This window comes from Pantoea sp. ME81, assembly GCF_903970985.1.
Lineage (GTDB): Bacteria > Pseudomonadota > Gammaproteobacteria > Enterobacterales > Enterobacteriaceae > Pantoea > Pantoea communis.
The window spans coordinates 15,616-29,997 of sequence record NZ_CAJCKS010000057.1; the positions used below are offsets into that span (position 1 = coordinate 15,616).

The 14,382-nt window shown below is 55.3% G+C and carries 14 protein-coding genes; 9 read left to right on the plus strand and 5 right to left on the minus strand.

Annotation, left to right across the window (positions count from 1 at the left end):
• Positions 1-153: 153 nt before the first annotated feature.
• From H7A81_RS12580 to trpS, 5 genes are all read left to right on the plus strand, one after another.
• A complete protein-coding gene (locus H7A81_RS12580; RefSeq protein WP_182057670.1) occupies positions 154-1,194 on the plus strand; it encodes an SPOR domain-containing protein in 1,041 nt (346 codons plus the stop codon).
• Between the two features lie 96 nt (positions 1,195-1,290).
• Positions 1,291-2,103: an adenine-specific DNA-methyltransferase gene (dam, locus tag H7A81_RS12585; RefSeq protein WP_034819614.1), complete on the plus strand. Its 813-nt coding sequence runs from the start codon at positions 1,291-1,293 to the stop codon at positions 2,101-2,103.
• Positions 2,104-2,168: 65 nt separating this feature from the next.
• Entirely contained in the window at positions 2,169-2,852 is a 684-nt protein-coding gene (gene rpe / locus H7A81_RS12590; protein WP_034819612.1) for a ribulose-phosphate 3-epimerase, read from the plus strand.
• Positions 2,836-3,513 carry a phosphoglycolate phosphatase gene (locus H7A81_RS12595; RefSeq protein WP_058960590.1) on the plus strand — a complete coding sequence of 226 codons (678 nt, stop codon included), beginning with the start codon at positions 2,836-2,838 and terminating at the stop codon, positions 3,511-3,513. Before rpe ends, H7A81_RS12595 begins: the two co-directional genes overlap by 17 nt.
• A 15-nt stretch (positions 3,514-3,528) precedes the next feature.
• Positions 3,529-4,533, plus strand: a complete 1,005-nt coding sequence (trpS, locus tag H7A81_RS12600) for a tryptophan--tRNA ligase (RefSeq protein ID WP_034819607.1) — start codon at positions 3,529-3,531, stop codon at positions 4,531-4,533.
• A gap of 58 nt (positions 4,534-4,591) precedes the next feature.
• On the opposite strand, the gene cysG is transcribed toward trpS, so the two are convergent.
• From cysG to nirB, 4 genes are read right to left on the minus strand one after another with little or no spacing between them, the layout of a single operon-like run.
• Positions 4,592-5,956: a siroheme synthase CysG gene (gene cysG, locus H7A81_RS12605; RefSeq protein ID WP_034819603.1), complete on the minus strand. Its 1,365-nt coding sequence runs from the start codon at positions 5,954-5,956 to the stop codon at positions 4,592-4,594.
• A gap of 43 nt (positions 5,957-5,999) precedes the next feature.
• Complete coding sequence (nirC, locus tag H7A81_RS12610; RefSeq protein ID WP_182057671.1) at positions 6,000-6,803, minus strand: nitrite transporter NirC; 804 nt, start codon at positions 6,801-6,803, stop codon at positions 6,000-6,002.
• A 30-nt stretch (positions 6,804-6,833) separates the two neighbouring features.
• Positions 6,834-7,160: a nitrite reductase small subunit NirD gene (gene nirD, locus H7A81_RS12615; RefSeq protein ID WP_166936257.1), complete on the minus strand. Its 327-nt coding sequence runs from the start codon at positions 7,158-7,160 to the stop codon at positions 6,834-6,836.
• Positions 7,157-9,697, minus strand: coding sequence for a nitrite reductase large subunit NirB (nirB, locus tag H7A81_RS12620; RefSeq protein WP_182057672.1), 2,541 nt, complete (start codon positions 9,695-9,697; stop codon positions 7,157-7,159). Before nirB ends, nirD begins: the two co-directional genes overlap by 4 nt.
• 297 nt (positions 9,698-9,994) lie before the next feature.
• On the opposite strand from nirB, the gene H7A81_RS12625 reads away from it, so the two are divergent.
• Positions 9,995-11,278 carry a cytosine deaminase gene (locus H7A81_RS12625; RefSeq protein WP_182057673.1) on the plus strand — a complete coding sequence of 428 codons (1,284 nt, stop codon included), beginning with the start codon at positions 9,995-9,997 and terminating at the stop codon, positions 11,276-11,278.
• Between the two features lie 90 nt (positions 11,279-11,368).
• On the opposite strand, the gene tsgA is transcribed toward H7A81_RS12625, so the two are convergent.
• Complete coding sequence (tsgA, locus tag H7A81_RS12630; protein ID WP_182057674.1) at positions 11,369-12,547, minus strand: MFS transporter TsgA; 1,179 nt, start codon at positions 12,545-12,547, stop codon at positions 11,369-11,371.
• 262 nt (positions 12,548-12,809) lie between these two features.
• Between tsgA and ppiA the strand changes: the two genes are divergently transcribed.
• The 3 genes from ppiA (at position 12,810) to H7A81_RS12645 (ending at position 14,228) form a co-directional block, all read left to right on the plus strand.
• Positions 12,810-13,382, plus strand: a complete 573-nt coding sequence (gene ppiA, locus H7A81_RS12635) for a peptidylprolyl isomerase A (protein ID WP_034819591.1) — start codon at positions 12,810-12,812, stop codon at positions 13,380-13,382.
• Between the two features lie 98 nt (positions 13,383-13,480).
• A complete protein-coding gene (locus H7A81_RS12640; protein ID WP_072016960.1) occupies positions 13,481-13,645 on the plus strand; it encodes a YhfG family protein in 165 nt (54 codons plus the stop codon).
• Positions 13,635-14,228 carry a putative adenosine monophosphate-protein transferase Fic gene (locus H7A81_RS12645; protein ID WP_182057675.1) on the plus strand — a complete coding sequence of 198 codons (594 nt, stop codon included), beginning with the start codon at positions 13,635-13,637 and terminating at the stop codon, positions 14,226-14,228. Before H7A81_RS12640 ends, H7A81_RS12645 begins: the two co-directional genes overlap by 11 nt.
• Positions 14,229-14,382: the final 154 nt, after the last annotated feature.

Here is a 14,382-nt window from a genome sequence, read left to right on the forward strand (position 1 = left end):
ACTGCAGCAAGGTGAGCATTGCATACATTCCAGGCGCTGATGTGAGTGAGCATCTGGATAATAAAGTGCAAGCAACGCCGTTTCAGCTTGAGTATGACGGGTAGAGTGGTGATGCGGTGCGTGGGAAGCGTGCCGTTTTACGGAGGAGGCTAGATGGATGAGTTCAAACCGGAAGACGAGTTAAAACCTGATGCCAGTGACCGCCGTCCTACGCGGCCACGCAAAACGTCTTCTGCGCCGAAAGTGAAGGTACCTGTTTCTCGTCAGCATATGATGATGGGGATCGGCATCCTGGTTCTGCTGTTGGTAGTACTGGGCATCGGTTCGGCATTGACCGGTCCAGATGAAAAGAAACCAGCGACCACTGCTAATAATGGCAATGCGGCGCCGACGGCAACCGGCGGTGAAAAGAACATCGACCTTTCCGGCTCGACGTCCATGAGCGGCCAGCAAAACGCCACGCCTTCAGCGGAAGGAAACGCACCACAGACGTCAGCTGCATCATCCTCGCCAGCAAGCAGCGATTCCAACTCGATTTCTATGCCAGCGGTGTCTTCAACACCGACACAGGCTGCGCCTGTCGATACGCCAGCCAATCAGCAACGTGTGACGCTGCCGGGCGATCTCAACAGTGCGTTGAGCAACCAGCAAGGTCAGGTTGATAACGCCGCACAGGGTGCGCAAGGCAACAGTTCACTGCCCACTGCGCCTGCTACGGTGAGCGGTAACGGTAAAGCGATAACGCCTCCGGCGATGCGCTCTGAAACACCTGCGCGTGCTAATAGCAACGGTTCACGTGAAACGCACAGCAACACCGCGCATAAAGCGCCGGCCACGTCGAAATCAGTCGCCGGAGCAAAAGAGAATAAAACACATACCACCGCCGCACACAATGCACCTGTGAGTGCCAGCAGCGGTGCCAGTAAGTCACTGCCAACCGGTGGCAGCTACACGCTGCAGTTGAGCGGTGCGTCGAAAGAAGAGAGCCTGAATGCCTGGGCGAAGAAACAAAATCTGAGCGGTTATCACGTGTATAAAACCACGCGTAACGGTCAGCCCTGGTATGTGTTGGTCAGCGGTGCTTACGCTACGCCAGCCGATGCCAAGCGCGCAGTGGCATCACTGCCTGCTGAAGTTCGTGCGGCAAATCCGTGGGTAAAACCGTTGAGTCAGGTGAAGAAAGAAAGTCAGTAATTGATGTGGGGCTGCGATCATGCGGCCCCGTTTAAAGCGCAAAGCTGCTGTCGGTTCCACCACAGCCCATAATTAAGATGTAATAACCACGACAGCATGAAGAAAAATCGCGCTTTCCTTAAATGGGCCGGAGGGAAATACCCGCTGCTTGACGATATCCGTCGTCATTTGCCACAAGGTGACTGTTTAGTCGAACCTTTTGTGGGTGCCGGTTCCGTGTTCCTCAACACCGATTATGATCGCTATCACCTGGCGGACATCAACGGTGACCTGATCAATCTCTATAACATCGTAAAAAACCGCACGGTTGAGTTTATTGAAGACGCGCGGCAGCTGTTCACGCCTGAAGGTAATATCGCAGAGACCTATTACGCGCAACGTCTGGCCTTTAACGCCAGCAAAGATGAATATCAGCGTGCATTACTGTTTCTCTATCTCAATCGGCATGGCTATAACGGTTTGTGCCGTTACAATCTGCGCGGTGAGTTCAATGTGCCTTTTGGTCGTTATCGCAAACCTTACTTCCCGGAAGCGGAGCTGTTGTGGTTTGCCGAACGGGCGCAAAAAGCGACCTTTGTCTGTGAATCGTACGATGTTACTCTGAACAACGCCCCTGCTGGCTCAGTGGTTTATTGCGATCCGCCGTATGCGCCCTTGTCGGCGACGGCGAACTTTACCGCGTACCACACCAATAGCTTTAGCCTGCGCGAGCAGCAGCATCTGGCCGAGCTGGCAAATAAGCTGGCACATGAAAACAGCATACCGGTGCTGATTTCCAACCACGACACGCTGCTCACGCGTGAGTGGTATCAGAATGCGGTTTTACACGTAGTCAAAGCCCGGCGTTCCATCAGCCGAAGCATAAGTGGTCGCACTCAGGTTGACGAACTGCTGGCGCTTTTCCGCTAGCCTGTTTCGTCCGCGACCAACGCATTACGCCAGCTCTGGCTGGCGCACAAAATTGGGAGAATCGGATGAAACAATTTTTGCTGGCCCCTTCAATTCTTGCTGCTGACTTTGCTCGCCTGGGCGAAGATACCGCCAAAGCGCTGGCAGCAGGCGGGGATGTGGTGCATTTCGACGTGATGGATAACCACTATGTGCCTAATCTGACCATGGGGCCAATGGTGCTTAAAGCGCTGCGCGACTATGGCATTACGGCACCGATTGATGTGCATCTGATGGTGAAGCCGGTGGATGCACTGATTCCAGAGTTCGCTAAAGCGGGCGCGACTTACATTACCTTCCATCCTGAAGCCAGTGAGCACGTTGACCGCACACTGCAACTGATCAAAGAGCACGGTTGTAAAGCGGGTCTGGTGTTCAATCCGGCGACGCCGCTCGATTACCTCGACTACGTGATGGATAAACTCGACATCATTCTGCTGATGTCAGTGAACCCTGGCTTCGGCGGTCAATCCTTCATTCCCGGCACGCTGGACAAATTGCGTCAGGCGCGTCGTCTCATTGATCAAAGCGGTTACGATATCCGTCTGGAAGTGGACGGTGGTGTGAAGATCGATAACATCGGTCAGATCGCGGCGGCAGGTGCGGATATGTTTGTGGCCGGTTCAGCGATCTTTGGTCACCCCGATTACAAAAAAGTGATCGACGAAATGCGCGGCGAACTGGAGAAAGTTAATGGCTCATTTCACTGATATCCGCGCGCTGGCGTTTGATCTTGATGGCACGCTGGTCGATAGCGCACCGGGTCTGTCACAGGCCATTGATCATGCTTTAGGCGACTTGCAGTTGCCGCCGCCCGGCCTTGCGCTGGCCTCCACCTGGATTGGCAATGGCGCAGATGTGATGATGACACGCGCGCTGACCTGGGCACTAGGCCGTGAACCGCACGCCGAGGAGCAGCGCGACGCGCGCTCGTTGTTCGATAAGTACTACGCCGAAACGGTGGAAGCGGGCAGCACGCTGTTTCCGCAGGTGAAAGAGACGCTGGCGGCGCTGCACGCCAAAGGCTTGCCGATGGCCATCGTCACCAACAAGCCGACGCCGTTTGTCGCGCCTTTGCTGCAATCGCTGGGCATTGCCGATTTCTTCACGCTGATTATTGGCGGTGATGATGTGGTGGTGAAAAAGCCCCATCCGGCAGCGATCTTCCTTGTTTTGGGTCACTTTGGCGTACTGCAAAAAGAATTACTGTTTGTTGGTGATTCTCGTAATGATATTCACGCAGCTCAGGCTGCGGGTGTACCTAATGTCGGTATGACGTTTGGCTACAACTATGGCGAGCCGATTGCCGCCAGCCAACCCGATCTCACTCTCGATACTTTTAGCGAACTTTTGCCCGCTCTCGGGCTGTAATTATCAGGATATAACATGAGCAAACCCATCGTTTTCAGCGGCGCCCAGCCTTCCGGTGAACTGACCATTGGCAACTATATGGGTGCGCTGCGTCAGTGGGTGCAGATGCAGGATGATTTTCACTGCATTTACTGCATCGTCGATCTGCACGCCATCACCGTTCGTCAGGATCCGGCTGCGCTGCGCAAAGCCACGCTGGATACCCTGGCGCTGTACCTTGCCTGCGGTATTGATCCAGCAAAAAGCACCATTTTTGTACAGTCGCATGTGCCTGAGCACGCGCAGCTGAGCTGGGTACTGAACTGCTATGCCTACTTTGGCGAGCTGAGCCGTATGACGCAGTTTAAGGATAAGTCCGCGCGTTATTCTGAAAACATCACCGCGGGTTTGTTCGATTACCCGGTGCTGATGGCGGCCGATATTCTGCTGTATCAGACCAACCAGGTACCGGTGGGCGAAGATCAGAAGCAGCATCTGGAACTGAGCCGCGATATCGCCGGTCGTTTCAATGCGCTGTATGGCGATGTGTTCAAAATCCCTGAGCCATTTATTCCGAAATCAGGCGCACGCGTGATGTCGCTGCTGGAACCGACCAAGAAGATGTCGAAGTCGGATGACAACCGTAACAACGTGATTGGCCTGCTGGAAGACACCAAAGCGGTAGTGAAAAAGATCAAGCGCGCGGTAACCGATTCCGCCGAGCCGCCAGTGGTGCGTTACGACGTGAAAGAAAAAGCCGGTGTTTCTAACCTGCTGGATATTCTTTCTGGTGTCACCGGTAAGTCGATTCCGCAGCTGGAGCAGGAATTCGAAGGCAAGATGTATGGCCACCTGAAAGGCGAAGTGGCGGAAGCGGTTTCCGGCATGCTGACTGAGCTGCAGGAGCGCTATCATCGTTTCCGTAACGACGAAGCTTTCCTGAATCAGGTGATGCGCGATGGCGCCACCAAGGCCCGTGCGCAGGCGCAGGAAACGCTGAAGAAAGTTTATGAAGCGGTGGGTTTTGTGGCTCAGCCTTAATCAGCTAGCTGCCTGACCTATGAACGGCGAGTTGTGATGACTCGCCTTTTTTTTATGTTTAAAACCAGCGTAACTGGCGGCGCAGGCTGACCACGCGCCCGACGATAATCAGCGCCGGGCTGGCAAACTGCTGCGCCAGCGTGCTGAGTTCGGCTAACGTCGCGGTTTCCACCTGTTGTTCTGGCGTGGTGCCGTTCTGCACGATGGCGACCGGCATCGCCGCATCCATGCCATGCTGCAACAGCTGGCGCTGGATCTCGGGTGCCTGATTCAGCCCCATATAGAACACCAGCGTTTGCTGCTCTGCCGCCAGCTTACTCCACTCAATTTCGCCCTGTTGTTGCAGATGACCGGTGACAAAGCGCACGCTCTGCGCATGATCGCGATGCGTCAGCGGAATGCCGCTGTAGGCGGCACAACCGGAGGCGGCGGTAATACCTGGCACCACGCTGAACGGAATGTTGTGCTGTGCCAGTACCTCTAGTTCCTCACCACCGCGACCGAAAATAAAGGGATCGCCGCCTTTCAGCCGTACCACGCGCTTGCCGCTCTGAGCCTGCTCTAACAGTAACTGGTTGATTTGCGACTGCGGCACGCAGTGATGTCCGGCCTGTTTACCGACGAAGATGCGTTCAGCATCGCGGCGCACCAGGTTGAGAATGGGTTCGGACACCAGACGGTCATACACCACCACATCGGCCTGCTGGATACACTGCAAACCTTTCAGCGTTAATAATCCGGCATCGCCTGGACCCGCGCCCACCAGCACCACTTCACCTTGTTGGGAGAGCGGCGCATCGAACAGCGTATCAACGATATGATCGGCGCGTGGCTTGTCACCATTCGCCAGCGTTTGCGCCAGACGATCGCTGGCAAAGAAGCGCTCCCAAAATGCCCGGCGCTGTCCCATGCTGGCGAAGGTTTTCTTCACCCGGCTGCGCAGTGTGCCAGCGAGTGAAGCCAGTTGGCCCAGATGCTGCGGCAGCATCGCTTCCAGCTTCTCACGCATCAGGCGCGCCAGCACCGGAGCGCGGCCACCGGATGACACCGCAATCATCAGCGGGGAGCGATCGACAATCGACGGCATGATAGCGCTGGCTTCCTGCGGCGCATCCACCAGATTGCAGAAGATGCGGCGTGCTTCGGCGGCATCGCCCACTTGCTGATTCACAGCGTCATCGTCGGTGGCGGCAATGACCAGCCAGCAGCCCTCTAGCCACTGCTCTTCAAAGGTGCCGGGCAATAGGTGCAACTTTCCCTGTTCAGCCCACTGCTGAAACGCAGGAGAGAATTGCACTGCGCCAACGTGCAGATCGGCACCGGCATCCAGCAGCAGGCGCGCTTTGCGCTCGGCTACATCGCCGCCGCCGACCAATAAACAACGCTTGCCTCGCAGACGGCAAAACAGCGGAAAATAGTCCATCGCTCATCCTCAAAAAAGCCCGCAATGTGCGGGCTTAGAAACGTTAAACCGATTTGAGCGCAGTGGCTTGTGGCGCCACTTGCGGCCGCTGAGCCTGTGGCGTGGCGTACCAGTATCCAAGGCCCATCAATACCATGCCAGAGAACATGTTACCCAGCGTCACCCACAGCAGGTTATGACCGATGCCGCTCAAGGTCAGGTCGGCATTATGCTGACCAAACCACGACAGTGCAAAGACCGTCATATTCGCGACAGAGTGTTCATAGCCGGAGGCGATAAAGGCCAGCAGGCACCACCAGATGGCAATGAATTTTGCCGTGCCTTCGGTGCGCACTGCCATCCAGATCGCCAAACACACCAGCCAGTTGCACAGCGCCCCTTTAAAGAACAATGCCATTGCCGGTTGCGTGGTTTTCGCCAGCGCCGCGCTGTGAATCAGTGCGCCTGCATTGGGCAGCATCGCACCGGCTGCGTAGTAGTAGAGCAGGGCGACAAACACCGAGCCAATCAGATTACCCAGCCAGGTTTGCGGCAGTACGCACCACATCTGGCCCTGGCTGATGGTTCCGGCTTTGACGCCCACGGTGAGGAACATCGTATGGCCGGTAAACAGCTCAGACCCGGCAATGATCACCAGCGTCAGAGCGATACCAAAGGTGGCGCCCATGATCAGCGGCCGCCACGCAGGATCGGTCAGGTTGCCGAGAGTAAAAATCAGGATGATAGCGAGGCCGACGTAAGCGCCTGCCATCGCCGAGCTGATCCAGAAGGCCAGCGGGCTGTGCTGCGCCGTACGCACAATGCGCGCCGCGTTGGCGGCGCAGGTATTCAGGGTGTCAGTAAACATAGTGACGTCTCATAAAGTAAAAGAATTCTGTCAGGCGCACACTTCGACCTGGCCCGCAGTAACGCGCACCGGATAGCTCGCCACGGAACGGGTGGCATCTTCCAGGCAGACGCCGTCGCTTAAACGGAAGCGCTGTTTTTTCAGTGGGCTGGCGACCCACAGCGTGTGCTGATGTTCGGCAATCAGGCCGCGTGACAGCACGCTGGCTGCGGAGAAAGGATCGATGTTACTCAGCGCATAGAGTTGCTCATCATCATGCGGACGGAAGATGGCAATCTGCTGGCCTTTTACCAACGCGCAGACGCCGGTGGCAGGCAGGATTTGTTCGAGTTCACACACGGAATGCCACTGGCTCATGCGTCGATCTCCTCAATCTGGGTGATGGCGATGCGCTCGGCAGGACTTGCCGGACGGTGCTGATCGCGCTGGGCTACGTGCTGCACCAGCGGATCGCGCTGATCGCTGTTGATGAAGGTGCTGAAGTGGATGTGCTGCCGGGGATCGTTCACCGTTGCAGCCCATTCGCACTCGACTTCAGCCCGGAGGCGCGCCAGTTCAGCTTCAAGCTGCGCGTTGAGGCTGAGTTTGTCATCGACAATCACGCTGCGCAGATAGTTGATACCGCCCTCCATACTTTCCAGCCACAGCGAGGTACGCTGCAATCGGTCACCGGTGCGGATATAGAACATCATGAAGCGGTCGAGGTACATGAGCAGAGTGTCGCGATCCAGATCCGCCGCCAGCAGATCGGCGTGACGTGGCTTCATGCCGCCGTTGCCGCATACGTACAGATTCCAGCCTTTTTCCGTCGCGATGATGCCGACATCTTTGCCCTGCGCCTCCGCACATTCGCGCGTGCAGCCCGAGACGCCAAACTTCATTTTGTGCGGTGTACGAATGCCTTTGTAGCGGTTCTCGAGCTCGATACCGAAGCCGAGGCTATCGCCGACGCCATAGCGACACCAGGTGCTGCCCACGCAGGTTTTTGCCATGCGCAACGCTTTGGCATACGCCTGTCCGGTCTCAAATCCGGCATCAATCAGCTGCGACCAGATGGCGGGCAGATCGTCGCGCTGAGCACCGAACAGGCCGATACGCTGCGAGCCAGTGATCTTGGTGTAAAGGTTGTACTGGCGCGCCACCGCACCGATCGCCATCAACCCTTCTGGCGTGATTTCACCGCCGGGCGAGCGTGGGATCACCGAGTAGGTGCCATCTTTCTGAATATTGCCGAGGAACAGATCGTTGCTGTCTTGTAGCGGCGCGAGTTGTGGTTTGAGCACATAATCGTTCCAGCACGAGGCCAGCAGCGAACCCACGGTGGGTTTGCACACTTCACAGCCATAACCCTGACCGTATTTCGCCAGTAAGGCATCGAAGGAAGTGATCTCTTCGACACGAATCAGGTGATACAGCTCCTGGCGTGAATAGGGGAAGTGTTCGCACAGGTGATTGTTGACTTCGATGCCCTGACGGCTCAGTTCCGCGTTGAGCACCTGAGTGATCAGCGGAATGCAGCCGCCGCAGCCGGTGCCAGCACGGGTTTCGCTTTTCAGCATCGCCACGGTGTGGCAACCGGCTTGCACCGCTTTGACGATATCGCCTTTGCTGACATCAAAGCAGGAGCAGATTTGCGCGCTGTCCGGCAGGGAATCGACTCCCAATACCGGCTTCTCGCCACTGCCTGCGGGCAAAATCAAACCTTCAGGATTATCGGGCAGCGCGATGTTATTCAGCGCCAGCTGTAGCAGATTGCCGTAATCGCTGGTGTCACCGACCAATACCGCGCCGAGCAGCGTGCGATTGTCTTCACTGACGATCAGGCGTTTGTAAATGTGTTTCTGTTCGTCGAGCCACATATAGCTGCGCGCGCCCGGCGTGCGGCCATGCGCATCGCCGATACCACCGACATCCACGCCCAGCAACTTAAGTTTGGCGCTCATATCGGCACCGGAAAAGGCACTGTCGCGTCCCAGCAACGCATCGCTGGCGACCTGTGCCATTTTGTAGCCCGGCGCGACTAAGCCGAACAGCCGGTTCTGCCAGGCTGCGCATTCGCCGACGGCATAAATTGCCGGATCGCGCGTCTGGCAGCGGTCGTTGATGGCGATGCCGCCACGCTGGCCGATTTCCAGCCCACACTGTTTTGCCAGCTTGTCTTGCGGACGAATGCCAGTGGAGAACACGATGAAATCGACATCCAACGCGCTGCCATCGGCGAATTCCAGCGTCTTACCGCCTTTAGCGTGATGCACAATCTGCTGGGTGTTTTTGCCGGTATGCACCAGCACGCCCATCTGCTCGATCTTACGACGCAACTGCTCGCCGCCTTGCACATCCAGCTGTTCGGCCATTAATCCCGGTGCAAATTCAATAACGTGAGTTTCGATACCGAGATTTTTGAGCGCGCCCGCGGCTTCCAGGCCGAGCAATCCGCCACCTATCACCGCACCACGTTTTGTTCGGCGCGCACAGGCTTCAATGGCGTTAAGATCTTCGATGGTGCGATAGACAAAGCAGTCACTGCCTTCGGCGCCTCTTATCGGCGGTATCCACGGATAAGAGCCGGTGGCAAAAATCAGCGTGTCGTAATGCACCGCGCGACCGGTATTGGAGTGAATCAGTTTTTCGTCGCGGTTGATGGTAATCGCCCGTTCACCGATCAGCAGGTTGACCTGATGTTTTTCGTAATAGCCGGGGCGAACCAGTGACAGCTCTTCAGCGGTGTGATGGGAGAAGTAGGCGGAAAGGTGGACGCGGTCATAGGCGACGCGCGGTTCTTCACAAAAGACGGTAATGGCAAATTGGCCGGGTTCGGCTTTGTCGATCAGTTCTTCTATAAAGCGGTGGCCGACCATGCCGTTGCCAATAATCACGACACTGTGCTTGCTCATGCTTGCCTCAAAAATTGCGGTATCTGCGCTTACGATAGCGCGCAATATCAGGCGCTTATTGATGCACATCAAGCGCACGGCCATATACCTATTTAGAGGTATGTAATTGATTTTGAACGAAAATGATAAGTGGCTTATTTGATTGGATATTGTGCAGCATCGGTTGCCATCAGTGTCGCTGCTACAAACTGAGCTGAGGGCTTTTTTGCATGGTCATTTTGGCAGACTAAAAACCTATGGCACAGACGGAAAGATTTTCATGCTAGCTTAACCTGTGGCTTAAAACGGGAGGAAGGCATGGCGAATCGCACACTAAAGTGGATCAACAACCTGCGTCTGGCCGGCCAGCAGGGTCTGTGGCAGATGGAAATCAACGGCGGCAAAATAACGGCATTACGCCCCCAGCCACCGCAAATCACGCAGCAGGATGATGCGCTGGATGCCGAAGGAGGGCTGGCAAGTGCCCCCTTTATCGAACCGCATATCCATCTCGACACCACGCAAACCGCCGGGCAGCCTGCCTGGAATCAGTCCGGCACGCTGTTTGAAGGTATTGAACGCTGGGCGGAGCGCAAGGCGCTGCTCAGCCATGACGATGTTAAACAGCGCGCACAGCAGACGCTGAAGTGGCAAATTGCCAACGGTATTCAGCATGTGCGTACCCATGTTGATGTTTCCGATCCTACTCTCACCGCGCTGAAAGCCATGCTGGAAGTAAAGGCGGAAATGGCGCCATGGATCGATATTCAAATCGTGGCGTTTCCGCAGGAGGGGATTCTCTCTTATCCAAATGGTGAAGCGCTGCTGGAAGAGGCATTGCGTCTCGGCGCCGATGTGGTGGGCGCCATCCCGCACTTCGAGTTCACACGCGAGTATGGCGTTGAATCACTGCATAAAACCTTCGCGCTCGCCAACCGTTATGACCGCATGGTGGATGTGCACTGTGATGAGATCGATGATGAACAATCGCGCTTTGTCGAAACCGTGGCGGCACTGGCACATCGTGATGGCAATGGCGAACGAGTCACCGCCAGCCACACCACGGCGATGCACTCCTACAACAACGCCTACACCTCGCGCTTATTCCGCTTGCTGAAGCTTTCAAAGATTAATTTTGTCGCTAACCCACTGGTGAACATTCACCTGCAGGGCCGTTTTGATAGTTATCCCAAACGCCGTGGCATCACGCGGGTGAAGGAGTTGCTGGAAGCCGATATTAACGTCTGCTTTGGCCATGATGATGTGTTTGATCCCTGGTATCCGCTCGGCACGGCCAGCATGCTGCAGGTGCTGCATATGGGATTACATGTCTGTCAGTTGATGGGCTACGAGCAGATCGACAATGGCCTGAGCCTGATCACCACTAACAGCGCGAAGACGATGCAATTGAAGGATTACGGTCTGGCAGTAGGTGACCATGCCAGTCTGATTATTCTGCCGGCTGAAAGTGGCTTTGATGCGGTGCGCAGACAAGTGCCTGTGCGCTATTCGATACGGCAGGGAAGCGTAGTGGCGGCAACGCAGCCCGCGAGCAGTGAAATCTATTTGGGTGAGGCGGAAGCGGTGACATTCCGACGATAGTCGCTGCATAAAAAGAGTGCGCATCACTGCGCACTCTCTTGCTACTGCACCAGGCAACAGAGGTGAACGTTCACCCCTGCACGTCACCGATTAGTGTGTAATATGGCCGTGCTGGCGATGTTTGGTCACAAAGCCCAGCAGCACGCACATCACAAACACCACGGCATACAGGCCATTGGCGGTAGAGAGCGCTGCATGTGCGCCGCCTTTCGCCACAATTGGGCCGGTGACCACGAAGGTCAGCATGGTGCCGACGGTGCCGCAGGTGAGGATAAAGTTCACCAGCTTCGGCGAAGAGACTTTGGTTTGCAGCGAACCCAGTGTAATGATGGTGGTGTAGATAGCGCTGGAGCTGAAGCCGAGAATCATGATGATCCAGTGCAGCATGCTGGCGTCACTGGTGGTGACAAACCAGTACATTAAACCGGTTGCCAGGGCTGCCAATACCATCAGGATGCGCTGCAGATCGAAGAAGCGCAGCAGGAAGCTGAACACCCACATGCCGACCATGTACGCGGTCCAGAAGTTACCGACGAGCTGACCTGCCGCCGCAATATCCATGCCCATCGATTTGGTGGCGTACTCTGGCACCCAAGAGATAAAGCCCAATTGACCGAGGATGTAGCATAGCGCCGCGATCGACAGGAACAACACGCCGATGCCCCATTTCTCTTTCTCGCCGCCTTGCACAGCTGCTTCGCTTTTCAGTTCCGGGAATTCCACCATCAGCGTCAGGACAAAGATCGCGATGTAAATCACCCCGATGCAGGCGTATACCCAGTACCACGGCAGCATGCGCGCCAGCAGTACGCCAGCGATGATCGGGAAAATGGTGCCGGCCATGCTGAAGAACGAGTCGGTGAACAGCAGGCGCGAACCGCGCTGGCGGCCATCGTACAGATGGGTAATCAGGAAGGTACCGATCGACATGGTGATACCGCTGACCACACCGAGCACAAACATGCACAGTGAGAAGACGCTCAGGTTATGGCTGGTCATCAGGCCTGCCACCGCGAGGATCATCAGCACAAAGCCAAAAATCAGCTGGCGCTTCAACGGCACAATCACCATCAGCCAGGCGTTAAGGAATACCGCGACCAGGATGCCGGCATTCAGGAAGGTGAAGGTGTTGCTCATTTCTGAGATGGGCAGCTGGAAATACTGGGCAATATTATCCAGCACCATACCGGTAACAATCACCAACGCGCCAGTGAGCGCGTAGGAGAAAAAGCTGATCCAGGTAAGGCCAATGCGATTACGGTTTGTCATGTTCTGAACCTGTGAAGCGCCGGGATTGGCAAAAAGTGTCATGAATTGTAAATGCAACTGTGATCTTAATAAACAACGAGTGTAACGAGCGCGAAATATTTCATTAATAGTGTGATTTTCGTCACGCAAATGATTGCGCACCTCAAAAAGTATGACAATCGCAACATCAGCGTAAATATCGGTAAAACGCTGGCTCTTGTATAACTTGCTCTTTACAATCGATCTCGTTTTTGAGCTTGCACTCCATGGTAAGGAATCTTTCATGTTTAAACGTACTTTGACAGCGGCAGTCGCCCTGTTAGCGCTCTCTTCTGTATCCGCTACCGCTCTGGCAGCCAAAGGGGATACCCATGTGCTGCTCACCACCTCTGCGGGCAATATCGAACTCGAACTGAACAATCAGAAAGCCCCGGTTTCGGTGAAAAACTTTGTCGACTACGTCAACAACGGTTTCTACAACAACACTATCTTCCACCGTGTGATCCCGGGTTTTATGATCCAGGGCGGCGGTTTCACCACGGATATGCAGCAGAAGCAGACCGTGGCACCGATCAAGAACGAAGCCGACAACGGTTTGCGTAACCTGCGTGGCACCATCTCTATGGCGCGTACTGCAGATAAAGATAGTGCGACCAGCCAGTTCTTCCTCAACGTCGCGGATAACGCCTTCCTCGATCACGGTCAACGCGACTTCGGTTATGCGGTATTTGGTAAAGTTGTGAAAGGCCAGGATGTGATCGATAAGATTGCTCAGGTGCCAACCAAAGATGTCGGCCCGTACCAAAATGTGCCGTCAAAACCGATTGTTATCCTGTCTGCGAAAGTCCTGCCTTAATGAATTAGCGCGCCGGCACTCGTCGGCGCGTTCTGCTGCTCTCCGGCAAAGCTAAAATTAGCTCTTATACTTAGGGCAAATTGCTTGTCGGAGGCGCAATGACCAGCCAACTCACCGAAAAACAGAAAGCCACCCTATGGCAACAGCGCCGCATGGCCAGTTATCAGGCCAGTTGCCGTCTTGCCGGCTACGTCCTCAGCGATATCAGCGCTGAGCAGCATGAAGAGCGACTTGAGTCACTAAGGAGGCAATATGGCGGATAACAGTCTGGCCGTGCGCGACCCTTATGTCTGGCACAACGACACGGTGTTGAAAAATCGTCTCGATATTCATGATGAAGCGCAGTTGCGTAAAGCGGAGCTGGCGTTTAGCGCTGCACGCCTGGCGACACTGGAACTCGGCCCGCGCAGCACCGGTATGCCCTGGTTATGCCATATTCATCGCACGCTGTTTCAGGATCTCTACAGTTGGGCAGGGGAGTTACGCAGCATCGATATCTGGCGTGATGAGACACCCTATTGCCATTGCGAATACATCGAGAAAGAGGGCAATGCGCTGATGAGCGCGCTGGAAGATGAACAACAACTGACAAACCTGACGCAGGATGAGTTTGTCGCGCGGCTGGCGCATTATTATTGTGAAATCTTCGTATTACACCCGTTCCGCGCGGGTAATGGCCGCACGCAGCGCATTTTCTTTGAACAGCTGGCGCTGCACGCCGGTTACCTGTTGACGTGGGATAAGCTGGAACGAGAAACGTGGCGTACCGCGCTGTTTGCTGGTGTGTCGGGCGATCTGGCACCGCTGACGTCACAGTTTGCGAAAGTGGTGAGTCCCGCACGGTAAAATGCGTAGAATAGCGGCGGTTTGACTGGCCTGAGGGCACTATGCTGCTGTTAATTGATAAAAGATCGGGAGAACACACGTCTGAAATCCAGTCACATTCAGAAAAATCGTATGCCGCCTTCTTCTTTAAAAAAAAAAAAAAAATACATCAAAA